This is a genomic window from Pseudomonas sp. B414 (assembly GCF_055408445.1).
Map to the genome: position 1 here is coordinate 13710 of NZ_JBUZTQ010000008.1, position 25162 is coordinate 38871.

Annotated in this window: 22 protein-coding genes and 1 pseudogene; 11 read left to right on the top strand and 12 right to left on the bottom strand. The window is 57.7% G+C overall.

The genetic code is table 11. The annotated features are described in order from the left end of the window. Positions 1-21 precede the first annotated feature (21 nt). A complete protein-coding gene (locus tag ACZRMH_RS09220) occupies positions 22-849 on the bottom strand; it encodes an HTD2 family dehydratase (protein WP_464013158.1) in 828 nt (275 codons plus the stop codon). Between the two features lie 123 nt (positions 850-972). Here ACZRMH_RS09220 and ACZRMH_RS09225 point away from each other — a divergent pair, with 123 nt between their 5' ends. Next, positions 973-1881 carry a LysR substrate-binding domain-containing protein gene (locus ACZRMH_RS09225; protein WP_464013159.1) on the top strand — a complete coding sequence of 303 codons (909 nt, stop codon included), beginning with the start codon at positions 973-975 and terminating at the stop codon, positions 1879-1881. Between the two features lie 21 nt (positions 1882-1902). Here ACZRMH_RS09225 and ACZRMH_RS09230 read toward each other — a convergent pair whose 3' ends face one another. After that, entirely contained in the window at positions 1903-2973 is a 1071-nt protein-coding gene (locus tag ACZRMH_RS09230) for a GlxA family transcriptional regulator (RefSeq protein WP_464013160.1), read from the bottom strand. Between the two features lie 82 nt (positions 2974-3055). On the opposite strand from ACZRMH_RS09230, the gene ACZRMH_RS09235 reads away from it, so the two are divergent. After that, on the top strand, positions 3056-4186 hold the full coding sequence (locus ACZRMH_RS09235; protein WP_464013161.1) for an aryl-sulfate sulfotransferase: 1131 nt from the start codon (positions 3056-3058) through the stop codon (positions 4184-4186). A gap of 34 nt (positions 4187-4220) precedes the next feature. Here ACZRMH_RS09235 and ACZRMH_RS09240 read toward each other — a convergent pair whose 3' ends face one another. From ACZRMH_RS09240 to ACZRMH_RS09250, 3 genes are read right to left on the bottom strand one after another with little or no spacing between them, the layout of a single operon-like run. Further along, complete coding sequence (locus ACZRMH_RS09240; protein ID WP_464013162.1) at positions 4221-5441, bottom strand: CynX/NimT family MFS transporter; 1221 nt, start codon at positions 5439-5441, stop codon at positions 4221-4223. Beyond that, a complete protein-coding gene (locus tag ACZRMH_RS09245) occupies positions 5428-5889 on the bottom strand; it encodes a nucleoside deaminase (RefSeq protein WP_464013163.1) in 462 nt (153 codons plus the stop codon). Before ACZRMH_RS09245 ends, ACZRMH_RS09240 begins: the two co-directional genes overlap by 14 nt. 19 nt (positions 5890-5908) lie before the next feature. Beyond that, positions 5909-6568, bottom strand: coding sequence for an ankyrin repeat domain-containing protein (locus ACZRMH_RS09250; protein ID WP_464013164.1), 660 nt, complete (start codon positions 6566-6568; stop codon positions 5909-5911). Between the two features lie 108 nt (positions 6569-6676). On the opposite strand from ACZRMH_RS09250, the gene ACZRMH_RS09255 reads away from it, so the two are divergent. Further along, complete coding sequence (locus ACZRMH_RS09255) at positions 6677-7528, top strand: LysR family transcriptional regulator (protein ID WP_464013165.1); 852 nt, start codon at positions 6677-6679, stop codon at positions 7526-7528. Between the two features lie 213 nt (positions 7529-7741). Here the strand turns inward: ACZRMH_RS09255 and ACZRMH_RS09260 are convergent, their stop codons facing one another. After that, positions 7742-8041 (bottom strand): ArsR/SmtB family transcription factor, encoded by a 300-nt coding sequence (locus tag ACZRMH_RS09260; RefSeq protein ID WP_464013166.1) that lies wholly within the window; start codon positions 8039-8041, stop codon positions 7742-7744. A gap of 84 nt (positions 8042-8125) precedes the next feature. Between ACZRMH_RS09260 and ACZRMH_RS09265 the strand changes: the two genes are divergently transcribed. The 3 genes from ACZRMH_RS09265 to ACZRMH_RS09275 all read left to right on the top strand — a co-directional run bounded on the left by ACZRMH_RS09265 (position 8126) and on the right by ACZRMH_RS09275 (position 11486). After that, positions 8126-9217 (top strand): NADH:flavin oxidoreductase/NADH oxidase, encoded by a 1092-nt coding sequence (locus ACZRMH_RS09265; RefSeq protein WP_464013167.1) that lies wholly within the window; start codon positions 8126-8128, stop codon positions 9215-9217. A 261-nt stretch (positions 9218-9478) separates the two neighbouring features. Continuing rightward, on the top strand, positions 9479-9805 hold the full coding sequence (locus ACZRMH_RS09270) for a hypothetical protein (RefSeq protein ID WP_464013168.1): 327 nt from the start codon (positions 9479-9481) through the stop codon (positions 9803-9805). A gap of 454 nt (positions 9806-10259) precedes the next feature. Beyond that, on the top strand, positions 10260-11486 hold the full coding sequence (locus ACZRMH_RS09275; protein WP_464013169.1) for an MFS transporter: 1227 nt from the start codon (positions 10260-10262) through the stop codon (positions 11484-11486). Between the two features lie 38 nt (positions 11487-11524). On the opposite strand, the gene ACZRMH_RS09280 is transcribed toward ACZRMH_RS09275, so the two are convergent. Beyond that, the gene (locus tag ACZRMH_RS09280; RefSeq protein WP_464013170.1) at positions 11525-12415 is read right to left on the bottom strand and encodes a LysR family transcriptional regulator; all 891 of its coding nucleotides are present in this window, start codon (positions 12413-12415) and stop codon (positions 11525-11527) included. Between the two features lie 164 nt (positions 12416-12579). Here ACZRMH_RS09280 and ACZRMH_RS09285 point away from each other — a divergent pair, with 164 nt between their 5' ends. From ACZRMH_RS09285 to tssI, 5 genes and pseudogenes are all read left to right on the top strand, one after another. Then, positions 12580-13662: a 4-oxalomesaconate tautomerase gene (locus ACZRMH_RS09285; RefSeq protein WP_464013171.1), complete on the top strand. Its 1083-nt coding sequence runs from the start codon at positions 12580-12582 to the stop codon at positions 13660-13662. A gap of 328 nt (positions 13663-13990) precedes the next feature. After that, a complete protein-coding gene (locus ACZRMH_RS09290; protein ID WP_464013172.1) occupies positions 13991-15295 on the top strand; it encodes a CitMHS family transporter in 1305 nt (434 codons plus the stop codon). A gap of 89 nt (positions 15296-15384) precedes the next feature. Next, positions 15385-16638, top strand: a complete 1254-nt coding sequence (locus tag ACZRMH_RS09295; protein ID WP_464013173.1) for an OprD family porin — start codon at positions 15385-15387, stop codon at positions 16636-16638. Positions 16639-16705: 67 nt separating this feature from the next. Beyond that, the gene (locus ACZRMH_RS09300; protein ID WP_464013308.1) at positions 16706-16837 is read left to right on the top strand and encodes a hypothetical protein; all 132 of its coding nucleotides are present in this window, start codon (positions 16706-16708) and stop codon (positions 16835-16837) included. 116 nt (positions 16838-16953) lie between these two features. Next, positions 16954-17787 (top strand): annotated as a pseudogene (tssI, locus tag ACZRMH_RS09305) (type VI secretion system tip protein TssI/VgrG); the annotation flags it as partial. Here the strand turns inward: tssI and ACZRMH_RS09310 are convergent. From ACZRMH_RS09310 to ACZRMH_RS09330, 5 genes are all read right to left on the bottom strand, one after another. Then, a complete protein-coding gene (locus ACZRMH_RS09310) occupies positions 17776-18234 on the bottom strand; it encodes a hypothetical protein (protein ID WP_464013174.1) in 459 nt (152 codons plus the stop codon). The pseudogene tssI and the gene ACZRMH_RS09310 sit on opposite strands and share 12 nt — an antisense overlap. Before the next feature lie 771 nt (positions 18235-19005). Next, positions 19006-21855: a P-loop NTPase family protein gene (locus tag ACZRMH_RS09315; protein ID WP_464013175.1), complete on the bottom strand. Its 2850-nt coding sequence runs from the start codon at positions 21853-21855 to the stop codon at positions 19006-19008. Next, positions 21852-22610, bottom strand: a complete 759-nt coding sequence (locus tag ACZRMH_RS09320) for a hypothetical protein (RefSeq protein ID WP_464013176.1) — start codon at positions 22608-22610, stop codon at positions 21852-21854. The genes ACZRMH_RS09315 and ACZRMH_RS09320 overlap by 4 nt, the downstream gene beginning before the upstream one ends. Positions 22611-22633: 23 nt before the next feature. After that, entirely contained in the window at positions 22634-24025 is a 1392-nt protein-coding gene (locus tag ACZRMH_RS09325) for an MBL fold metallo-hydrolase (RefSeq protein ID WP_464013177.1), read from the bottom strand. Beyond that, positions 24022-25149 (bottom strand): hypothetical protein, encoded by a 1128-nt coding sequence (locus ACZRMH_RS09330; protein ID WP_464013178.1) that lies wholly within the window; start codon positions 25147-25149, stop codon positions 24022-24024. Before ACZRMH_RS09330 ends, ACZRMH_RS09325 begins: the two co-directional genes overlap by 4 nt. Positions 25150-25162: the final 13 nt, after the last annotated feature.

A 25162-nucleotide genomic window follows, 5' to 3' on the forward strand; every position in this document is an offset into this window, starting at 1 on the left:
TACAGATCCTTGTTGTAATTATTAATCGAAGCTCACTTCGCCCTGCTGGGCGATACCTTCTGAATTACCGACCCACAGTTCGGCCTTGCCCGCACCTGCGACACGCCCCCGTACCACAAAGGGATGGGGCGCAATCAACGGCCGCACGCCGCGATAGGCAAAGCGCCGTACATGGGCCTGGGGGTTGGCACGGCAGAAAGCGCGCAGGCTCAAGGTGGCCATCAGCGGCCCGTGCACGACCAGACCCGGATAGCCTTCGGTGTCCGTCGCGTAGGGCCAGTCGTAGTGGATGCGATGGCCATTGAAGGTCACCGCCGAGTAGCGGAACAGCAAAGTGGGGCTGGGGGTGATCGACTCCTGCCAGATACCCGTGGGTAACGGCTCGCCACCTGCCAGCTTGGGCGGTGTCGGTTCGCGGTAAACGATGTCCTGCTCTTCACGAATGGCCAGTTGGCCGTCCTGCAGATAGTCATGCTGGACCGTGACAAACAGCAGCGAGCCGGTTTTACCGAGCTTTTCCCGCACATCGAGAATGGTGGAAACACGCGTTGCCCTGGCGTCCACCTTGAGTGGCGTGAAGAACTCGACACGCCCGCCCGCCCACATGCGGTTGCGGTTGTCGGCAGGAGGCAAAAAGCCGCCCCGGGCCGGATGACCATCGCCGCCCAGCCCCTCGTCCTCAACAGCGGGCTGGAAAAAACACCACTGCCACAATGCTGGCAGAGGCTCCCCGGCCTGCGGCACCTTCTCGCCGAAAGTGGCGGCGATACGGGTGACCAGATTCAGGCTCAGGTGGTCATGGATTTCTTCAGTACGACCGATCCAGTCGGCCAGTGCGTTATCGCTCATCGGTGATGACCCCGTGGCTTGTTATTTTGGCCATGATTGCCAAAAGCCAGGCGATCTGTGAATCTGCGTTTCGGTAAGGGGGCGTTCGGTTTTGCTTAACGCTGCAACGAGTGGGAATCAAACATGCATTTTGATCTGGTCGACCTGCGACTGTTTATTCATATCGCCGAATCTCCGAGCCTTACCCAGGGCGCACGCAAAGCGTCTATCTCGCCGGCAGCCGCCAGTGCGCGGATCAAGAGCCTGGAAGAAAACATGGCCAGCCGCCTGTTGTACCGCGACAGCCGTGGCGTTGAACTGACCCCTGCCGGTGAACTGTTCTTGCAGCATGCGCGGGTGATCATGCGCCAGGTGGACTATATGAAAAGCGAGTTCACCGAGTACGACACCGAGGCGTCGGGGCATATCAGGATCTTTGCCAACACCACGGCGGCCACCGAATTTTTGCCCGGCATCCTCGCCGGTTTTCTTGCCGAACGCCCCGGCGTGACGGTGGATCTGCAGGAGCGCCTGAGCCGCGATATTGTCCGCGGGGTCATGGATGGCTCAACGGATATGGGCATCATTGCCGGCCCGGTCGAGGCCGACAGCCTGCAGGTGATCCACTTCAGCACCGACCAGTTGGTCCTGGTCACCCCCCTCGATCATCCTCTGGCCCAGTGCACATCGATCAAACTGGCCGAAACCCTGGCCTACCCGCATATCGGCCTGCACGAAGGCACCACCCTGCTGCGCTTTTTGAATGAACAGGTGGCCCTGCACGGCAAAACCCTGAATATGCGCATCAAGGTCTACAGCTTCGAGGCGATGTGCCGAATGGTCGAAGCCGGAGTGGGCATCGCCATCCTGCCGGAGTCTTCGGCCCGTCGCCATCAGCAGACCATGGGGCTGGCGGTGATCGAACTGGACGAACCCTGGCGGGTACGCGAACGCAGCATACTGGTGCGCGACCTGCAGGCACTGCCCAAGGTGACTCGGGCCTTGATCAATATGTTGTTGGCGCATAACAACAGCATTGGGCCAGAGTCGTGAAATATCCCCCCTTCTACAAGGTCAATCTTGCGGCACAGAGCACGTGCTTTGGTTTCGGTAATCGTTCGGGCTGAGGCCAAATTGCTTCTGAAACGCTCGCCGCATGCGCTCTTCCCGGCCAAAACCTGCGGTCTCGGCAATTCGCTTGATCGGCTCACTTGTGGTTTTCAATAATTGGCAGGCGGTTTCTAGACGCAATAGCTCTACCGCCTGGGCGGGCGTATTGCCGGTTGTGGCCACATAAGCGCGGGCAAAGTGGCGCGGGCTCATGCCAAATTGCTCGGCCAGTTTTTCCACTCGCAGGTCATTTTTCAGGTTGGCCGCAATCCAGGCATGCAGCCGTACCAGGCGCACATCCGGATCGGTACGCAGGGAGATGGACTGGGCATTGAGCGAAGCACTGAGCTGAGGTTGCTCTGCCGAGCGCCAGAGAAAAACGGTGAAATAACGCGCCAGCTCCAACGCGATATGAGGGCCATGATCCTGTTCGACCAACCCCAGCGCCAGATCGATACCGGCGGCTGCACCCGCGCACGTCCACAGGTTGGCGTCGTGCAGGTACAGCGCTTCGCTCTGGCATTGGAGCGCCGGGTAGCGGGCTTGCAGTTCTTCGGCAAACTTCCAGTGGGTCACCACCTTGCGACCATCAAGCAGACCGGCTGCGGCCAGAGCGAAGGTACCCGTGCCTATGGAGCAGAGCCTGCGTATATGCGCGGCGCGGCTGCGCAACCAGTTGCAGACCTGAGCGCTGGCCTCAAGTGCCGCAACGCCCGGCCCGCCTGCCACGATCAAGGTGTCGATCGTGGGTGCTTGTTGATCGACTTGCGCAAGCGAAAGAGTAGTGACGCTGATCCCGGAAACCGACGTGATCTGGCCTCCTGTCGGTGATACAAGCAATAGACGATAAGGTGGATGGGTGGCGAAAGTTCCGCCCAGCAGTCGCGGTATGGCAGCGAACACCTCCAGCGGGCCGGCTGCGTTGAGCAGCAACAGGGCATCGAATGCCAATACCACGACCGTGCGCAGCGTGGTGTCCGGCATGGCAGCAAATGAGGGGTGTTTGGCATGGAGCGCCACGGATTGCCTCGACATACTCGATTCCACGCACACAGGGGAGCATGACAATGCTCCCCTGCTGCACACATTGCCAGTGGAACCTTGTGGGAGTCACACCATGTCAAAACTGCACAGCACCACCCTGAAACGCCACAAGACCGGTCTGGTTGGCGTCGATCATTCCCGCAGCGCCGGAGGCTACACGCTGTTCGCCCCGCAAACGGCGGACGGCAATGTATTCCTGATCGACCTGGACGGCGAGATCGTGCACCGCTGGAAGCTGCCACAACGCCCCGGCCGTGATGCCGTGATATTGCGCAACGGCAACCTCGGTTATAACGGCAACCACCCCGATTCGCCTGACCTGTTCCCGGGCTGGTCGGTATGGCATGGCGGCGCCTTTAGCGAGGTCACCCCTGACGGAGAAGTGGTCTGGGAGCACACCGACCTGCTGCACCATCACGATGCCCAGTGGCTGGAAAACGGCCATCTGCTGTACACCACCGTAGAGCCGTTGAGCGCGGAACTGGCCCGTCGCGTAGTGGGCGGTATTCCCGGCAGCGAGGCGTCTGGTGGGGTGATCTATGCGGATGTGGTGAAGGAAGTCGACCGCCAGGGCCATGTGGTGTGGGAGTGGCGCAGCTGGGAGCATTTACGCCCTGAAGACTACCCGCTGCATGACGCCTTCGAACGTTATCACTGGCCCATGACCAACGCCGTCTCGCCCGGTCGCGATGGCAAGATCATCCTCAGCCTGCGCAGCGTCTCGGCGGTGATTGCCATTTCCCGCGACAACGGTGCGGTGCTGTGGCGTCTGGGGCATGATCTGGTTGCGCAACAGCATTGTCCGAGCGAGCTGGAAAACGGCAATGTGCTGGTATTCGACAATGGTATCTTGCGCCCGCATATCAGCATGCCGCACTCGCGGATTCTGGAAATAGAACCACTGAGCCAGCGGGTCGTGTGGCAGTACGCCGATACCCCGGGCTATGCCTTTTTCACCCCGTTTATGGGTGGCGCGCAACGCCTGCATAACGGCAATACGCTGGTGACCGAGGCCAACTTTGGCCGCCTGTTTGAAGTCACCGCGGCAGGTGAAGTGGTCTGGGAATATATCAACCCCTACTTCTCCGCGTACCCGGATTCAGCAGCCAGGGCTTATCTGCCGGGTGAGAACAACGCGATCTTCCGGGCGCACCGTTACCAGCGTCGGGATATTCCCTGGCTGGGTGATCCGCTTCGTGGGTAAGGCCAAACGCTAAAAGCCCGCACATATTGGGCAGCTACTGTTTAAATGCCGGTTCAACCGTTGCCACCTCATCGGTTGCAAACACCCCCCGGCTATTACTCCCCGGACTGAAAATTCGCGTCAGTACCAGCATCGACACAACAGCAACCACCAGCACCCACCAGGCACTGACAAAGCTGCCGGTCAGCTCGCGAAGCCAGCCGGTCATCCACGGTGATACGGCATTGAGCAGGAACCCTGCCCCTTGCACAAAGCCCGCAAGTTGCCCGGCTTCACTGGGTTTGCGGCAATGGTCCAGGACCAGAATCAGGCTCAGGGCAAAACAGGCACCCAAGCCAAAACCAATCAAGGCCACCCACACATGGGGTGAATCCAGCGGCCACAGCACCAGGCCAATATAACCCAGCACCTGCGCACCCAGGCTGATCACCAATAGCGGACGCCGGTCGCTGCTGCGATGGGCCAGGGCCGGCATGACCAGAGCCGCGACAACCTGGAAAATAGTCATAAACGCCAGTAGCGAGCCACTTTGGGTCGCACTCCAGCCCATTTGCAAATAATAAGCGGGCAGCCACGCGACCATGCTCATATAGCCACAGTTGACCAGGCCGAAGTACAGCGCCAATAGCCACGCCCGGCGACTGAACCACGGGCGAATGGACGCTCCTTGCACACGCTGTGCCGCACCGGCAAAGGGCAGCAACCACCACATCAACAGCGCCACAGACGCTGGCACCAGCCAGATCCCCAGCCCGGCCTGCCAATGACTGAAATGCCCGGCAACCATCGGGCTGACCAGTGCCGCCAGACCGCCACCGGCCATCAGCGATGCGCTATACACGCCCAATGCCAGCGCAACCCGATGCTGGAACTGGCGCTTGATCAATGCCGGGACCAGGGCCTGAATCAGCGCAATACCGGCACCACCCAACAGGGCCGTGGCCATCAGGGTTTCGCCGTGTTGTGCAGACAGACGCCACAGACAGGCTCCCAGAATCATCGCCAAACCCAGGGCCACACCACGCCGCTCGCCCAAACGGACTTGCAAGCGCAACCCGAGCAAGGCCACCAGGCCCATGCAAATCACCGGCAGGCTGGTCAACCAGGCACTGCCTTGAAAGCTCATCCCGGTGTCGGCGCGAATCTGCAGCAACAGCGGGCTGATGGAGCTGAGCAGCGGGCGCAGGTTAAGCCCAAGCACAATCAGCAAGGTCCAGTTGGCGAAATCCCGAAACGCAGATTTATCCAGAGACATGCAACGCCTTCCAGTCCCGGTAAATAGCCTCCATCGCAGGTTGTGCCAGATGCTCTACAGGCAGTTGCTGAGCACTCAGGGACAGTGCCAACTGTCGGTAGATCGCGGCGGTAGACAGCCCGAAGGGTTCAGCCTGCTGGTTAGTAGCGGCATATACAGCCCGTGATACACCACACAGGTACATGGCACTCAGGCACATGGGGCAAGGCTGGCCGCTGGCGTAGATCACACACCCGTCCAGACGCGTGCCCAGTTGTTGGCTGGCACCGCGGATTGCCAGCATTTCTGCATGGGCGGTGGGGTCATGGCTGGTATGGATGGTGTTGACCGCTTCCACGATCACCTGACCGTTCTTGACCAGCACCGCAGCAAAGGGCCGGCCACCGTCGGCGACATTACTCGCGGCCAATTCCACAGCACGTTGCAGGTACAGCTCATCGTTGTTCATGAAAATTCCAGGGTGGCAGTCAATGGGCGCCAGCGTCGCGCAGCATTTGTGCAATCGCGTTCTGGCCGCGCTTTTGCGCTTGTTGCAACGGGCTCAAACCATTGTTGTCGGGCAGGTTCAAGTCAGCACCGGCAGCAATCAACTGCCTGACAATCTGCTGATGGGGCGCGCCACCGTCGGAGAGCACGATGGCCTCCATCAAGCAGGTCCAGCCCAAACGATTGACATGGTTCAGATCGACCCCTGCGGCAATCAGCAGACGTACGGTTTCAACATGGCCACGCTCGCATGCCGGGATCAAGGCAGTACCGCCATAACGGTTGGTGCTCTTGAGGTCGGCACCATGGGCCAGGGTCATCTTGAGAATTTCATTTCGCCCGCTGGCACCGGCCAGCAGATAGGGGCTGTCCTGGCTCAGATTTTTCTGGTTGACGTCGGCACCGGCGTCGATCAAAACCCTGGCGATTTCGATCTGGTTGGCACTCGTGGCCAACAGCAGCGCACTGCTGCCTTCAATCGTCCGGGCATTGAGGTCCGCACCTTTAGCCACCAGCTGCTGCACCCTGCCCAGCTCACCGTCCTTTACGGCGGTGAGCAGTGTCTTGCCGCTTGCCATCAAGCCTCCAATCATCAGCAGCCCGGCCATCAACAGGCCGTATTTAAGTATCCGGGAACCCATATCAGGCCCTCTTATCAATTCCATGAAAATTCAGTATGGTCAGCCCACCAGGTATTCTGAAATTAAATATAACCATGCCTTGCAGTGGCAATCCGAATGGTGGTGCAGATGTTCGATCCCATCCTGTTACGCAGCTTTGTCGCGGTCGTCGACTGCGCCAACTTCACTCGCGCGGCACAACGCCTGCACCTCACCCAGTCCACTGTCAGCCAGCAGATACGGCGCCTGGAAGACAGTCTTGGCTGCAAGCTACTCGACCGCGAACAACGTCGAGTAATGGCCACTCCTGAGGGCGAACGTTTGCTGGCCTATGCCAGACGTATCCTGGCCCTGCAGGAAGAGGCCCGCGAGGTACTGTTCGATCTGAAAAGCGAGGGTGTGTTGCGTCTGGGGGTGCCTGAAGATTTTGCCGCCGAACGCCTGATGCCGATTCTCTCGCGGTTCGGTCTGGAGCATCCCGGAGTTCGCCTGGAAGTCACCTGCGGTTTGGGCCCGGAGTTAATGCGCCTGTATCGCCAGGGCGAGTTCGATCTGCTGCTGGTCAAGCAGATGGGGCCGGGGGTGGATTGCCTGGCTTGCTGGCCCGAACCCATGTGCTGGGTGGATAGCCGCTCACTACCGGCCTTTGGCCGCGATCCCCTGGCGTTGGTGGCCTTTCCTGTGGGCGGTTTGTACCGCAATGAAATGCTTCATCACCTGGAAATGGGTGGCTGGCACTGGCGGATCAACTTCTCCAGCGCCAGCCTGGCCAGTGTCTGTGCCGCCGTGGCGGCGGGCCTGGGCATCAGCCTGCTGCCAACTCGGGTGATCCGCCCGGAGCACAAGGTGCTGGATGCCAGCAGCGGCCTGCCTGACATACAAGGTGTCTTCCTGGCGCTATACGGCCAGAACGGGCTCAGCCACGCGGGCAAGTTGCTGCAAGGTCAGTTGATAGCGCTGTGCCAAGTCCCGACCGTTTAGGCCTGCTCCTGCACAATGTGTTCAGGCGCCCACAGCGGGTCGTCCGCTATCAGTGAAGTGGTCCAGGTACCACTTGCCCCTCAGGTAAATCCGAAGCAGTCATAAGCTCTGTCCTGAGAACATTGCCGACATGCGCCAAGACTCTGTCCTTTTGCATTTTTATTGCAGGACATTACTGCTGTGCAAGCTGATGCATGCACAACAGGCGGCGATTCAAGCCTGGGACAGTACGCAATCCAGTAACCCGGGGAAGCGCATATTCAGCTCATCCGAGCGCAGGGAGTTCATATGCGTAGTCCCTACATTGCGCGTATGGACAAGCCCTGCATCGCGCAATACCCGAAAATGATGGGACATGCTCGACTTGGGGCGACCGCCATCCAGCTCACCGCAGGTTGCTTCGGCAACCCCCGCCAGATGCCGGACAATTTCCATGCGCACAGGGTCGCTCAAGGCGTATAACAAACGCTCAAGTACGAATTCAGAAGGGAGGGGATGTTTAAAGGCTCGCATAGGTGGATGATAACGAAAGGTTTCAATTTTCGCTATATTTCGAATACTATCGAACAAGCGAATCAACCTATGAGGAATCCAGCCATGTCAGCACTATTCGAGCCATTTACCCTGAAGGACGTCACGTTAAGGAATCGCATTGCCATACCGCCGATGTGCCAGTACATGGCAGAGGACGGCATGGTCAATGACTGGCACCTCGTCCACCTGGCCGGTTTGGCACGAGGCGGGGCGGGCCTGGTCGTGGTTGAGGCCACTGCTGTTTCCCCCGAAGGGCGCATCACGCCCGGCTGCGCCGGTATCTGGAGCGATGCCCATGCCCAGGCATTTGTGCCCGCAGTAAAAGCGATCAAGGCGGCCGGTTCCGTGCCGGGTATCCAGATTGCTCATGCGGGTCGCAAGGCCAGCGCCAACCGCCCCTGGGAAGGTGATGATCACATCGCTGAAGGCAATCCTGCAGGCTGGCAAACCATTGCTCCCTCGCCGATCGCGTTCGGCGCCAATTTGCCGAAGGTTCCCCGTGAAATGACCCTGCAAGACATTGCCCGGGTACGCCAGGACTTCGTCGATGCGGCACGCCGTGCCCGCGAAGCCGGCTTTGAGTGGATCGAACTGCACTTTGCCCACGGTTATCTGGGCCAGAGCTTTTTCTCGGAACATTCCAACCAGCGTACGGATGAATACGGTGGCAGCTTCGAAAACCGCAGCCGGTTCCTGCTGGAAACCCTGGCCGCCGTTCGTGAGGTATGGCCAGACCATCTGCCCTTGACCGCCCGCTTTGGCGTCATCGAATATGATGGCCGCGACGAGCAGACACTGAGCGAGTCGATCGAGCTCGCACGCCGTTTCAAGGACGCTGGCCTCGACCTGCTGAGTGTAAGTGTCGGCTTCACCATCCCGGACACCAATATCCCCTGGGGCCCCGCCTTCCTCGGCCCGATCGCCGAACGGGTGCGCCGTGAAGCGGACCTGCCGGTAACTTCTGCATGGGGTTTCGGCACGCCACAGTTGGCGCAAAATGCCATTCAAAGCGGACAACTGGACCTGGTGTCCGTAGGCCGCGCCCACTTGGCTGACCCGCACTGGCCCTATTTCGCCGCCAAGGAACTGGGCGTCGAAAAAGCCTCGTGGACATTGCCCGCGCCTTACGCTCACTGGCTTGAGCGCTACCGCTAAACGCAGCAGAAGCTGCCGCGCTGTTAGCGGCAGCCTGCCGATCCGGGCCACTACCTGCAGAATTTTAATGGGCCGCAAAGAACATTATTATTTCAAAATATCGGCCATACAAAAAGTTCCAGCGCATAAATAACTGAACACACTTTTCAACCCGTAAAGTTACAAACTGGCATCCGCCTACCTACTCAAAGTGCTAATGTCAGTTTAAGACGTGCTTATATGCGCGCCTTATAAAACCATTAAATCTTAAAGGTAGAGCAAATGACAAAACACCATTTCCTATTCACCTACTCGATTTCTCCGACAGGTGATACTGAGAATGCAGCCAAAGCTGCCGAGAAGGTAAGAAAAGGCATTGCCAATATAGAGAACCCTGATTGGAACAAACTCTCTACCGTTGAAACCACTTTCTCCGGCCGCGTGACATTGACCGCGGATGCCGTTTGTGAAAAAAGAGAGGAAGCAAGAGAAATCTTCGATCGTGAGATCAGAAACGTTATCGACATATGTAAAGCGCGTTGCGAAATACAGGCTGATATAACGCTCTTAGTTGACGGGCTCGGCCCGCGCATGGATATCATTATATGATTACACCCCCCGCAGGGGTGGCCATAGTTTAAAACAAAATAGTTCTCAGCCTCTCTCTAAAACCAAACGTAAAGTTTGGCTGAATCTCTACTGCCTTAATTTGATCTGACTGTCACCCCCCTCAAATCCAGTGACGGTCAGATCAAGTCGAAAATTTAAAGACCAATCCTCTGACCAAGCTGCACCTGACAACGCAGAACCGAGATGCCAATCGGTTTGGTGAGCAGGTTCTGAAGTTATGCCAACCTCGGCTTATTACCGCCTGTAATTGGGGCTGATTCAACAGAGTTGGCCAAAGCAGGCGCTCTATTCAGGGCGCCCCATCGATTGCACTGATAATTACTATCGAAGTGCCTGCCTGTTTGATCGGCAAAACCGGCTCCTATAATCGCCTCGAAATCCTCCCGCACCCCAGCCTGCTTCAGGCGCCATCCCCCCGTCGGAACCCAATACCATGCCAAGCGCCAGCCTGCCGCCTCGCGGCCTGCCTGAACCAAACCAGCAAAGCGTCAAACAACAGTGGCTGGCCATTCTCTCGGTCGCCGTGGGCGCCTTCGCCCTGGTGACCAGCGAGTTTCTCCCGGTGGGCGTACTCAACGACGTCGCCAGTGACCTGGGCATCAGTGCCGGCCACGCCGGGCTTATGGTTACCCTGCCCGGGATAATGGCCGCCCTCGCCGCGCCCTTACTGTCTATCAGCATTGGCAGCATGGACAGGCGCTATTTATTGATCGGCCTGACGCTGATCATGATCATTGCCAACTCGGTCGTAGCCTACGCCAGCGACTTCAGCCTGCTGCTGTTCGGCCGCGTGCTGCTGGGCATCAGCATCGGCGGTTTCTGGGCCACTGCCATCGCCCTCAGCGGCCGCCTGGCCCCCAAGGGTGTAGGCGTGGCCCAGGCCACCTCGATCATCATGGTCGGCGTAACCCTGGCCACCGTACTGGGCGTGCCCGTAGGCACCTGGCTGAGTGGCCTGATGGGCTGGCGCATGACCTTCCTGGTCACTGCGCTGGTGGGGGTTCCGGTACTCCTGGCACAAATCTTCCTGCTACCGCCACTGCACCCTGAGAAGGCCATTCGTATCAGTGACCTGCCGGCCTTGTTTATCAACCCGCAATCCCGGGTCGGATTGATCGCGGTATTACTGATCGGCCTGGCGCATTTTGCCGCGTACACCTATGTCGCCCCCTTCTTCAAACACAGTTCCGGTTTCGACGGACCGACGATTGGCTCACTGCTGCTGCTTTATGGCGTTGCCGGGGTCATGGGTAATATTTTCGCCGGCTTCGCCGCCAACCGCAGCGTACGTTACACCCTGATGCTGGTCGCACTGATGATCGGCACCAGTACCGCCCTGTTCCCTTGGTACGCTACCGGCATGACCGGTGCCGCGATGCTTATCGCCCTCTGGGGCTTCGCCTTCGGCGCTTTCCCGGCCTGCGCCAGTATCTGGATGTTTGTCGTGGCGCCCAAGGATGTCGAGCGCGGCATGCCACTGTTCGTCGCCTTGTTCCAGGTGATTATTGCCCTGGGCTCGTTCTTCGGCGGGCAGATCGTCGACCAACTGGGCAGCTCGGTGTTGCTGAGCCTGGCCACAGCCCTGGTGGGTTGTGGTTTTGTTACGGTGCTAGTGCTGGGGCGTAATGTCACTAACAGCCTGGCAGCTCAACCCTCCTGAGCAGGGCAGAGTAAATGCGGATAAATGTCTCGACGGGCTTATTGCGGCCACTGCTCAAGCAAAATTGAGACGAACTTCTCTGCCGCCGGGGACAGGGATGCCCCCCGCCGGTAAACCAGCCCCAACGACCGATTCACCACCGGCTCGACCAAAGGGACACTGACCAGAGTCGGGTGATCCCCGGCAGGCATTGCCAGGCTTGGCATTGCCGATATCCCCAGCCCGGCTTCGACCAACCCCAGAGAAGTCGACAAGTGCTGCACCTCGTAGAACCATTGCGGGCGCCAGCTCAACCCCGATAAAGCATGATCCAGCAGCATGCGGTTGCCGCTCAGGCGCCCCACTCCGATAAGCCGATAATCGCTGAGTTCAGACCAGGCGACCGAACTGCGCCCGGCCAGTTCATGATCACGTCGGCAGGCCAGAACAAAAGGCTCGATGACCAGGGGTACAAACTCAATGTCCGGATGCTGGCCACTCATCATGTTGATACCGAAATCGACTTCCCCGCGCAGCACGGCCTCAAGTCCTTCATTGGCACTCAGGTCCAGCAAGCGGATGCGGATTTTAGGGTAGCGCTCGTTATACAGGCGAATGACAGAGGGCAAGAAGTAAAAAGCGGCAGTGGGGATACACGCCAAAGTCACCCTGCCGATCTGGCGCTCGGCAAGTTCGCGGATATTCAGGATCGACTCATCGAAATCATCCAGCAACCGCCGCGCCTTGGGTAGAAAGTCCCTGCCTACGCTCGTCAGGCTGACCTTGCGCGTAGTGCGATCAAGCAATGCTGTGCCCAACCCCTCCTCCAGCTTTTTGATTCGACGGCTCAGCGCTGGCTGGGAAAGATGCAAGGCATCCGCAGCCTCATGAAAACTGCCCAGTTCGGCGATCTTCACAAAAGATCGGATGTCATGCAGCTCATAATCCATTGCTTGCCTCGCCAGATAAACGTCCGGAGCAAAATATACCGCAAATGAAACATGCACCAAACGCAACAAACTCTCCAATCTTTGCATTGGAAACATTTTTGAAAGATTGAGACTCTTGTTCCATAAGCATCAATCACGTCGATTGATTAACAAGAGTCCATATCATGCTAAGAATTCCTTGTGTGCTCATGCGCGGCGGTACCTCCAAAGGTCCGGTATTCCTTACCTGGGATCTGCCTGCAGCGGTTGAGGCCCGTGATGAGCTACTGCTCAACCTGATGGGCTCGGGTCATGAACTTGAAATCGACGGTATTGGTGGTGGCAGCCTGCAAACCAGCAAAGTCGCTATCGTCAGCCCTTCACTGCACCCGGATGCGGATGTTGATTACCTGTTCGTGCAAGTGATGGTTTCGCAACGTCGGGTAGACAGCGCTCCCAACTGCGGCAACATGCTGTGTGCGGTCGGTCCGTTTGCCATCGAACAGGGCCTGGTCAAGGCTGGCCCTGAATTGACCCGTGTACGGATTCGCAATCTGAATACAGGGACATTCGTCAACTCCGAAGTTCAGACCCCGCATGGCATAGTCAGTTACGAGGGCGAGACTGCAATCGACGGTGTGCCTGGTACCGCAGCCCCCGTGCAACTGACATTTATTGATGCCGCAGGCAGTAACACTGGCAAACTTTTCCCTACAGGCAAGACACAGGATGTCATTGATGGCATTGCTGTCACCTGCATAGATATGGCTATGCCCATGGTGCTTGTCGAAGCTGGCCAACTAGGCAAACGTGGCGATGAAAGCCCCGCAGAACTGGACGCTGACAAGGCGTTTTTGCGCCGCCTTGAGTCGTTGCGGCTGAAAGCGGGCCTGGCAATGGGCCTGGGTGATGTCAGCGACAAAGTGATTCCAAAACCCGTACTGGTATCACCGGCCAAGGCTGGCGGTACGCTTCAGGTGCGCTACTTCATGCCCCATAACTGCCATCGCGCCCTGGCCATTACCGGCTCCATCGGCCTGGCCACTGCTTGCGTTGTCGACGGCAGCATCGTTGCGCAGATGCTGGGGGGCGTGAGCACTCCTCGCCTGGAAAATATCCGGATCGAGCATCCAGGCGGAGGGATTGACGTCGTACTGTCCTACACCGGCAACCAGGGGCAGACCATTCGCGCATCGGTTATACGAACCGCACGCCGGCTGTTCTCCGGCTACGTCTACGCCACTGACTCGCAGAGACTCGCCGGTTAAATTCCAGCAGTTGTTGGCATTTTTACATTGGCACAATTCTAAAAATGAGTGATGCCATGAAATTTGTTAAATCCTTTTACACCCAGATTCTCTGCGCTGTTGTGCAGGGAATAATCGTCAGGCTTTTCTGGGTCCGACAAGCTGTCGCGCTCAAGTCACAGGGAAGATGTGCACGTCACCAGACAGGGATAGAAAAGACCGGATAACGCCACTCCCCCGACCAGACTCAAACCCTGCCCACCGGGCATATTGATTGTGTGGCCTGGCGGGTTGGGGTCGTGGGTACCGGCGTCAGCCTCTATAACTATAACAACAAGAGAACTGTCCTATGCTCGCTTTCCTTGGCCTGTCCATGGTGATCGTATTCACCTTCCTCATAATGACTAAACGTTTGTCCCCTATCGTCGCACTCACGGTTGTACCCGTCGTATTCGCTGTCATTGGCGGGTTTGGCGGTACCACCGGCAAAATGATGCTCGACGGCCTGAAAATGGTCGCACCGTCAGCAGCACTGCTGTTGTTCGCGATTCTGTTCTTTGGCTTGATGATCGACGCAGGTCTGTTCGACCCGCTGATTCGCAAGATTTTAAAACGGGTCAATGGTGACCCGATGAAGATTGCGATTGGCACCGCACTTCTGTCTTTGCTGGTAGCACTCGACGGAGACGGCACCACGACTTACATGATCACGTGCGCGGCCATGCTGCCGCTGTATAAACGCCTGGGCATGAACCCGATGATCCTGGCCACCATCGCCATGCTGTCCTTGAGCGTCATGAGTGGCATGACCCCCTGGGGTGGCCCCGCGACGCGGGCGATCGCCGCACTGGGCCTGGATCCCGGCAAATTCTTCGTCCCTTTGCTGCCGACCATGATCGGGGGCGCAATGTGGGTGGTTTTCACCGCCTTTTTGCTGGGTCGTGGCGAGCGCAAGCGAATCGGCAATATTCAACTGCAAAGTGCCGGCAACAATAGCTATATCAAGGAGATTCTTGAGGACACGCCGCACAAGCGCCCGAAGCTGGCCTACGTCAATCTTGCACTGGTGATTGCTGTGATGGCCGCTCTTGTGATGGGGCTGATGCACTCGGCAATCCTGTTCCTGATCGGCTTTGTCCTGGCGCTGATGATCAATTATCCGCAACTGGACATTCAAAAAGAACGCATCCTCGCCCATTCAGGTAACGCCATGACGGTCGTCCTGCTGGTGTTTGCTGCGGGTATCTTCGCCGGGATTTTCTCCGGGACGAAAATGGTCGATGCCCTGGCGCAAACCCTGGTCGACTGGATACCGCCGTCCTGGGGGCATCTGTTCCCGGTGGTCGTGGCAATTACCAGCATGCCGCTGACCTTCGTCCTGTCCAACGACGCCTACTATTTTGGGGTAGTGCCGATCCTGGCCAATGCCGCCGCCGCTTACGGCATTGATCCGATTGAAATTGCCCGAGCCTCCATTCTCGGGCAGCCCGTGCATCTGATGAGCCCGCTGGTGGCCTCTACCCTGTTGCTGGTAGGGATGGTCGGTCGCGATATCGGCGATTTCCAGAAAGCCACGGTTAAATGGGCGGTGCTGACCTCCCTGGTGGTGACGGCGCTGGCTTTGCTGACCGGGGCAATCAGCCTGCTCACCTGACCCACCCGGCCTTTTAACCCCTTTCAACGCGCCTCACCCGCGAGGCGCGTGCTGTCCTGCACTCTAATAACAATAATGAGTTGATTGCCATGAACACTTTGTATTCCCGCCAGGCCTTGTTTTGCGCTTTAGTCTTGTTGCCGCTGGCTGCTGCCAACGCTGAAGGTTTTGTTGATGACAGCACACTTAAACTGCAACTGCGAAATATCTATTTCAACGAAAACTTTCGCGACGAGCACGGTATGGGTGCCAAAGCGGCAAGAACCGCAAAAAGTGAGCGAACCGAGTGGGCTCAAGGATTCCTGTTGGACATGCAGTCCGGATTTACCCCCGGCACAGTCGGTTTTGGCATCGATGCCCTGGGCCTGCTAGGGCTCAAACTCAACTCAGGCCGTGGCCGTAGTGGCACCGGACTGTTGCCGGTGCATGATGACGGTCGGGCCGCAGACGAGTTTGCCAGTGCCGGGGTGACGGCAAAAGCAAGACTGGCAAAGACCACGGTCAAATACGGCACCTTGCTGCCCAAGACCCCGGTGCTGATTTACAACAATTCACGATTACACCCGCAGACCTACCAGGGCAGCCAGTTCAGCAGCAGCGACCTGGAGAACCTGAGCATTACCGGAGGGTACCTGCAGCGTTTTAAATTGCGTGATTCGACCGACAGCATGGCGATCGTGCCTGATGGCTACAGGGGTGAAAAATCAGGGGATTTCAGCTACGCCGGAGCGGATTACAGATGGGGTAAAAACATCCGTCTGAGCTACTTCTACGGCGAACTCGAGAACTTTTATCGACAGAACTTCGCCGGTATCCAGCACGATCTGCCGCTAGGTCACGGGGTACTGACCAGCGACCTGCGTTACTTCAACAGTGTCGACTCGGGCTCGGCCTATGCAGGCAAAATTCACAACAATATGCTCAGCGGCCTGCTGTCCTACGCCCTCTATGGCCATACCTTCGGCGCAGGTTATCAGGCCCTGAACGGAGAAGCCGGGCTGCCCTATATCAGCGGCGCATCTGTCTACTCGTTCAGCAATGCCGGCATTAGCAAATTCATCAAGCAGGACGAGAAGACCTGGATGCTCAACTATAGCTACAACTTCGCCGCCGCAGGGGTGCCGGGCCTGACCTTCTCCACACGCTACCTCAGCGGTAACGATGGCAAGTCAAATAGCTCCATCAAGGAATGGGAGCGTGACGCAGAGATTGCCTATGTTGTGCAGCAGGGTACTTTCAAAGGTTTGGGAGTGAAATTGCGAAACTACGTTTACCGCTCGGACTTTTCCCGGGGCCGTGACAGCAACCGGCTCTACCTGACCTACGACATTGTGCTTTGGTAAGCCTTCAATAACGGACCCGAGCTCCTGGCGACTAAATCCTGCCCGGGCTCTTTAATCACCCAACCCCATGCCTGCAACAACTTCGGAGTCCGGCCAACCGACCGGCCAGCGCGTGAACAAACCGGTAAAAATCACCTGGCCCCACGAAGTCTTCGGTACTTGCGGTTCGGATGACTGGCGTACGCCCGTAGCGGGCTAAGGCTGGGTGGCCGTTACCGCGCATCGGGCCGGTGTGCAGGGGTTTACCCCGGAATTTTTTGTTTTCGTCGCATGTAGCAGACGACGGAAACCGCTGCACGGCGTGAGGAACAAGGCATGTTTTCATCGGCTGATCAGCCCCATTTCACGCAGGCCCTTGAGGGCGCTGATTTTCAGGTGTTGGCCTTCAAGAGCCGTGAGACCTTGAACACGCCGTTCGCTTTTGAACTGGAGTTGGTCAGTGAGCAGGCCTTTCTTGATCTCGAAAAGCTGCTGCACAAAGAGGCTTTTTGGCAGATATCAACGTCGGGCACTGGCATTCACGGGCAGGTCTACAGCATCTCTCGTGGCAAAGCCGGCAGGCGCCTGACGCGTTATCACCTTTCGCTGCGCCCGCATATGTCGTACCTGACGCACCGGGTCAATCAGCGGATTTTCCAGCAGATGACCGTACGCCAGATCATCGCCCAGGTGCTCGAAGAGCACGGCATCCTGGCCAATGATTACCACTTCCAGCTCGGCGCGACCTACCCGGAGTGCGTTTATTGCGTGCAGTACGACGAATCGGAGCATCCGTTTATCCAGCGTTTGTGCGAAGAAGAAGGCATCCACTTTCACTTCCAGCACAGCCCGAACGCGCATTTACTGGTGTTTGGCGATGACCAAACTGGCGCCGGTGGCGTATCAGCAGGACACCGGGCTGGTGGCCTGCTGATACGTCGGTGGTCAGCGCTTTGGCCTGCGTTTGGCGACGCGTAACAGCCGCGTCACCCGCCGCGATTACAACTTCACCAAGCCGCGTATTGAGCTAGAAAGCGATGCCAAGAGCAAGGTGATGCCGGACCTTGAGGATTACGATTATCCGGGCCGTTTGAGCATCACGACCGCGGTAAGCACCTGGCCAATCGCAGTCTCGAACGCCATCGCAGCGACTATCAATTACCGAAAGGCAGCCTGACAGCTAGGATCCGCCCCGTCTTTGTCAAAGATAAATTTCACTGTCATATTGCGAAGGAGGCCACTTGAGCCGACTTTTACTTCACTAGTAGGACTGTGCCATACGCCATCCTGACGCAAGTTGTCGTTAGAGTAGGCACCTACACCAACAAGATTTCCAAAGCCAGCTGGGAAACCCATATACGCCCCTTTCTCTGCAAGCAAATGTAGATTGGCTCGATTACCACCCTGCTGGTTGTTTATTTTAGTAATTTTATATCCAGTAACTTTTGCCTGTTTCGCAACCAAGTCAACAAGGGTGATATCTACCTTGGCACTCCCTGTAAAATTCCCTGCACTGCAAGACACTATTCTCTGTATCACTCTAGTGTCGGCAGATGCCTGCAATGTAATACTTGTTAACAACACAGCCGAAACACTCAAAAAAAATAATTTTTTCATATGATCTCCGATACAAGTGATCAAACTTAATTGATATTGACTCGCCATCTTCGGACAGCGGCAATGCCTTCAAACGCTAAATATTGATGGTGGCCTATGGGTTTTGGAGGTCACCTATGGTCATTGTTACTGTGTAAGCGTGCGAACTACACCGTCTTGCCTCTGAGACTTTCCCGGCCATTAGCCACTAATTAATGAACTCCCATTCAAGCACCGTTGGATCAAAGTCATGGCCATACAACTCCATCATGGACTTCAGAGCTTTAAGGACTTGAAGATTAGAGAGCAAGTAGCCGGTCAGGTCAGTCATGCCCGGATGCTACTTATTTTTGTTAGCGCAGTCAGTCAGACCGAGAAGACAGGTGCTGTGCGAAATCGTCGGCAATACAAGATCACCCATTTCGGCATCCGGTGATGTTGCAGAGCCTTAATGATCCGGTCGTACCCAGCGTGGTCGAAGAACGCGCTGATGGGTGACTTCGCCGTACGCTTAGCAACCAAGTCGGGTTGGCCTGGACCTGGCGGACGCTGATGCCCTGCCCCGTTGCCTGCTCGGTCACCCGTATCAGAAACCGCGAATGATAGATATGCCGCGCTCGTGGGCCTCCAGCTAAAGCATTGCTGACGGCCCTGGCCGTCGGCCAGTCGCCGCTGGCCAGACCCAAGCCAGAGCTGGTCAGGACCCTGCGCGCAATCCCCTCGACCTGTTGCGCCGAGTAGGGACTGCCGTAATGTTTGAGAAACCCCCGGTCGCCTAAGTACAAAATTGGCTCATCCATGAGTATTTCCTTGCACCGGGTAATCAGCGATTACCAATTCGCTGAGCTTGATGTCATATTCCAGTCGGCAACGATGATCCACCAGCACCAGGGTGTTGCCGCTACGCTCGACATAACGGTGCAACGCTTGCAGACGCTCGGCCAGTTGCTCGGCGCGCAAAGCGCTGAACATCTCATCCAACAACAACAGATGGTGGCGGTCCTCCGGCAACGCTTTCAGCCAGGTTTCCAGCCAACTGCTTGCCTCAAGCTCACTACCTAACAGCGCCGAGGTTTTGCTGTCCAAGTAATAACGGGTTGTTGTGATGGTCTGCGCCACGCCTGCTTCTTCGATGACTACGTCGGTGATACTGGCCACGCCCTTGAGGTACTCGCTCTTGCCGGAGCCGGAGTGCCCTGATAGCGAATACAACCGGCCCCGTTCCAAGTTCAAGGCACGATAGGCTCGACGAGCGACAAAAGGCGCGATGCCGACACTCTGCCCGGCGATTGCCACGGCAACGGAGCTTTTGGGCCGGGCAAAAAGTTGCAGGCGCTCCAACGACACCGACTGCGATTTGAAACCCGTGATGGCCAGAAAGACATTGGACAGGTCAGAACGCACAAGCAGCAAGGCCGTGACCGCGAGCACAAAAGCCGAGTCACTGGTCCGGTAGAGGCTACCCATCAGAACCACCAGGACAATCACCAGGTCGCTGAGCAAGGTGCAACTGGCCGCCGAGACGGTGCGGGTGATCACACTGCGCATGCGGGTGGTGTAAAAATGCTTTAGCCCCTTAGCTATTGCACCCCGCTGGGTGAGCTCGAGCCAGTCACCCAGTCGTTCGAATCCCATGCCACCCGCTTGGGAAATGGAAAACGCCACATGGGCCGAACGCAGTAGGGCGTCGAATCCCTTGACGCTCTCCACCCTGGTCCGATACAGCGCGTTGATCGAAAGCCGGTATAACGTCGCCAGCAGGCCGCTGAACAGCAGCGCAACGGCGATGCCGAACAAGCCGAATCCCATCCACAAAGCCATGCCATTGCACAGCAGCAGCGCGATGATCCAGGCAATGTCATGGGCATACCAAGCAATGCGTTCGAATGTCGTGGTGACATCGCGTGAAACCACCTGCAGCGCATCGGCCAAGCCGGTGAGCCGGATGTCTCGCAGGCCATCGGTGAACAAGCGAGAAAAGCGGCTGCGCAACAGATTCTCGATAAATAACCCGGCGCAGACTCCTGCCCCCACCCCGGCCACGGCATACAAAAGAACCTGCAAGGGCGAGAAACTTGCCTCAGGCAGCGTCAGGTTGGCCGCATAGCTCATCATCAGCGCCGGCACCAACAACATCAGCACACCCCAGCAACAATACTTGAACAGAGCGCCGAAACTGAAGCGTTCCAGCGCCGGGTCACTGGCTGGCACCGTCCAAGCCGTCCGCTCACCGACCTCAGCCGGCGGGCACTCGCGCTGCGCTATCACTCTTGCGGCCGATGGGCTGAAACATACCCAGGACAGATGATCCAAGGCGTCTTTCACTGCCTTCGCGGCCGAGGCGTCCAACACCGAGAAGTCATGGTCGATACTGAGGGTCCCGTCCTGGGTGCGGGCCAGAAACACCCCGCGTAGCAACTGCAGGCGCAGGCGCTGCCCGGCAGAGAGGTTGCTCCCGTCCAGCTCGATGGGCAGTTGCAGAACCTGCTGTGGGTCCTGCCCAAGCTCGGGTACCAGGTGGAAAGCTGCCAGCAACGCGTGCAGGTCCTCGCGTTGGCTCTCAAATGGGCCAGGAATCAGTTCGACCATCGGCGCGGGCCAGATCGGCCAGTCGACATCGAACTCAATCACGCCATGCACCTGATCGGCGGCAGCGGATTGCACTACTGAATGCCTGGAGGAACTCTGATACAGGCCATTGAGCGCGTTCAGGGAGCGCCCGACGGCCTTGTAGCTCACATAGGAGCGGGGCAACGTAAGTACCGCCGTCAGCAACGGAATGCTCAGCCAGAAAATCGCCCCATCCCAGACCATGGCTGATTCCGAGGTGCCCAGCAGACCCAGCAAGACAAGGGGAATCAAACGGCCGAAACCGATGATGTAGCTGTCGGCGCCGCGTAACAGCGTATCCAGGTTGCGCAGGGAGCGTTCGCCCGCCAGTGTCTCCTCGATGCTCTGCAAGTCCATCCGGTCAGCGAACTGCTTAAGCCACGGTCCTTTGCGCAACCATGCCGAGCACTGTTCAATACGATGCGCCGTTAAATCCATGATCCGCTGATAGTTGCGGTCCGAGAGCCTGGACAGCAGATAAGAAAGCGGCAGGAACACACCGATCACTGCAACCGCCCAGAACCCTGCCGTGCCAAAGACTAGCAACGCCAGCAGCATTGAAAGCAGCAGGAAAACCGGAATAACCAATAGGCTAAGACCAGCACCGAAGCCATCGAGAATGACGCTGAAATCCCGCGAAACCAACCGCTCCAGCACCGACACTTCTACCTGAGGCTGAATTTTGCGCGCCAGAAGGCACTCAAACTCGTGGCATAACTTCAGGGAGATATGGCGTTCCAGATTGAGCTCGCTCACCACCAGCAAGAACCCGCTGAGGGCCAAAAGCGCTAGGAGCGCAGTGTCCGCAAGCTCGATATCGGCACTGCCTTGGACCGCCACCAGGGTGCTCAGTTTGTAGACGAACAACAGCGTTACGCTGTATTGCAACAACGACACCAGCACATAAGCCCAGACCGCCCAAGGCGCAAGGCTGAAGGCCAAGCCGAAAAAGCCATCGTCGAAGGCTCGCGCTTCGAAGCGAGCGAACTTCCGATACCGCAATGCTGGGGTGAAACAGTACATCCACTTCACAGCAGCGCCTCCTCGCAGTACACCCGACCAAGTTCCAGGCCATGTACACGCTGCAGGCAGTCTCGGATCTTCTGAAGATCGTAATAGTGGGCGTGAATCTCCCGACATGCGCAGTAAAGGGCCACCCATTCCTCCAGATCCCACGAACCCCCCGGGGCCGCCCCCAAGAAGCGGCTCAAGGACAAGATGTCGAACCACACACTACGCTGCAAGGAGTGTGTCTCCAGGTCGATGATGCGCACGCCATCCGCGGTAACAAGCAGATGCTCCGGCTTGCAGTCACCGACGCTGATGCCCTGCAGATCGAACGAGGGAAAGCGGCAACGGGATGACAGGCAGGGATCGAGAAATTTTGGGGTACTGCGGTGCCCCATGACCCGCTGGACATTCGCTAGGGCCGTGGCATGCATCGCTGCGTAGGCCGCAATCACTTCAGGCAGGTCGGCCAGACCGGGCAAATGGCCATGCAGAAACTCCAGCACCAGTACCTGATGCCGCGCATCTTGATGGCGCATACCTGCTATCGGCCCCGAGCGGAACAGCAAATAACCGCTGGTTTCGGCCGCATAGGCCGCCTCGTCGAAGTAACGCTTGATCACTACCGGCTCGCCCGAGGCCATGCACAGCCCGGAGCAGACCAGGGACTTCACCGACTGGCCGAGTACCCGCAAAACCTGATAACGCTCGGCCAATAGCTCGGCGAGCGCCTGCCGCCGCAGCTGTACCTCAGCGGCGCCCAGGAGTTCCAGATGCACGTGCTTAAAGGCTCTTTGCCCGCTCATGGTGCAGTCGCCAGGGACATTTCATAACTGCGCAAGGCGCGTCTATAGTCCACTTGCTCGCTGTAATACTCGAGCCAGAACGCCAGCGGGCTGTCATAGCGATCGCAGACATACCATTGCGATGCCGACAGGTTGAGCAGCTCCCATATCTGCAACTCGCCGAGAAGCAGCTGACAGAAATCGTCATGGTCAACACGGATACCGTAGGGATATCGCTTGATCGCCCCCGCTCCTTCGTCCGGTACCTCAACGAACTCAACCCTGGACACATCCAACAGCCATTGTTGACCTACACCATCGTCCCGGGTCAATTGCAGCACCGCACGGCAAGGGCCAACAGGGCGACCTAGGTAGTTGCCTTGGGTCATCAGCACCTGGCCGTAGCGGGTAATCAGCCAGGTCTTGGCCATTTCATCGAGATAAGCCTTGATCTGCGGTGTGCCGAGCGAGATCTTCCTGCATCGCCCTTTCGCCTCAATGGGCCCCGCCTGCTCCTCGGATGCGCAGATCCAGTCCACCGGTTCGCCAGGCCTTGCCGACCCCACGTCGAAGCTTTCGCCGGGAGTTAGTGAGTGCACTTCCCTCAACAACGACAGTTCGCTGCAGATCTGCGCCAGTTCTAAGTTCGACCAGGGGTAATGCATCTTGCCAAAGGGGTCGCGATAACCATTGCCCGCGAGGATCAGGGTCGGCACCTGGTTCAGTCGGCGCATCGGCTTGTGTACGATTTCGTCCAGCAGACGCAAGCCGGACACCCGAGTGTAACGTTGGTCGGGCACCGGCAACAGATTGTCCAGACCGATCGGCCCTTGCGCCCCACTGCCCTGGAAATTATTGGTCATTACCATGACCTGTGGACAGGCAACGACTCCACTATTGACATCGGCAAAGTAAGCGTCGGCGATGCGGGTATCGGACTGGATGAACACCGCCTCGCAGCCCTTATGCTCGACATGCAGTGACGCTACCCGACTGTCCCAGAAGAGCACTTCGGTGCAGGGCATGTAGAAGCGCAGGTGCAGCGATCCGATGACGAACTCGGCCTGAGTATCGACCCGCTGAACCTCATAACCACAGGCGCGGACAATCGTCTCGGCCGCGCCGGGAAACAGTTCCGGGACGTAGACCACTTTGCGCTTGAGCAAATGCTCGTAATCTGACGACAGGCGGCGCAAAGAGGCCGGGTGAAAGTGTTGCAGGTGCTCGGTGGTCAAGACAATGTCATCCACCGCTGGCATGCGCTGCAGATCGACATTGCGCGCCGGGACTATCGCGAACTGCCGGCCGACATCGGAACCGAAGCCACTGCCCAGCACCGGGTCGATCAACACATGGCTATTACCAGCCTGCAGCGACCAGCTTTCGTGGCCGATCATCGTCAGTTTCATAGACACTTCTCCAGCTTGCGCATGCCGCGCCTGATGATTTTCGCCAATAGCTCAGGGCTGCCATTCTCACCGTAGTAGCTGTAGAAGAATGGGATCAGACCGTCGAAGATGCCGTTCTCGAACCAGGACTGAACCGAAACGCCCACGATGTCCCAGATCTGCAGGTCTCCCTCGGACATGCCGATGAAGTCCACGAGGGGCAGTCTTACGCCAAAGGGATACAGCGCCACCAGCGATTCGAGCTGGTTGTGCGTCTGCGCCTCGAACTGGCCGCTGATCAGGTTCAGCGCATAAGCGTCCTGACGGCCCAAGGCATGCGAGACAAAACTGAAAACGATTCTTTTCGGTCCGAGCTTGTGCCCCTTGTAGTGAGACATCGCCAACACCTTGCGCCCGGTGATAAACAGCATCAGGCTTTTCGCCAGGCGCTGGAGCTCGGCTTCCGCGCGTAGTAGCAGCTCTTCATAAGCCTCGGCGTCTTGCACGTCCGGACGCACTGAAGCAACCACCTCGACAGTCTTGCGCGCCTCAATAAACTGATCCAACTCCTCGATCAGCAAGTTGTGCTGCACCTTGTCCACCTGGACCCAGTCGATAACCGCTTGCGGCCCGGGGTCAGGATCCAGGGTAAAGGCTTCGCCTGGCAGCAGGCCGACAATATTGGTGTCCAGGCTGAGACGATTGGCCAACCGGCTCAATGTCGGCTGATCGGAAAAGGGGAAAGCGGCAAACCCGCCCAAGCGTTTTATAAACCCGCCGCCGCAAAGGGCTATATTTTCGGGTTGCACCGGAAAATCGTCCATGTAGCTGATCAGCACGGTACTTAGCACACCGATACCCAGCGGACCGACCTTACGGCTACTGTCACTCGCGTTCTTGCCCCAGTTTTCCAAGGACTGAAAGGCTCCCGGCGGCGATACCCTAGAGTTGTTTGACACGATCACCAGCTTGGGCGGTGCCAGTCGTCCCTCTACGATATGAGCCTTAAACACTTCGGACACCAAGGCGTCCACGGCAATAAAGATGCCACTGCTCGACTCCTCAGCCTCCTCAATATGCACCTGGGTGACCCGACTCTCCCAGAAGGCGGTCTTCGGATCAGCCGGGTAAAATCGCAGGCTCAAGTCGCCAATCCGC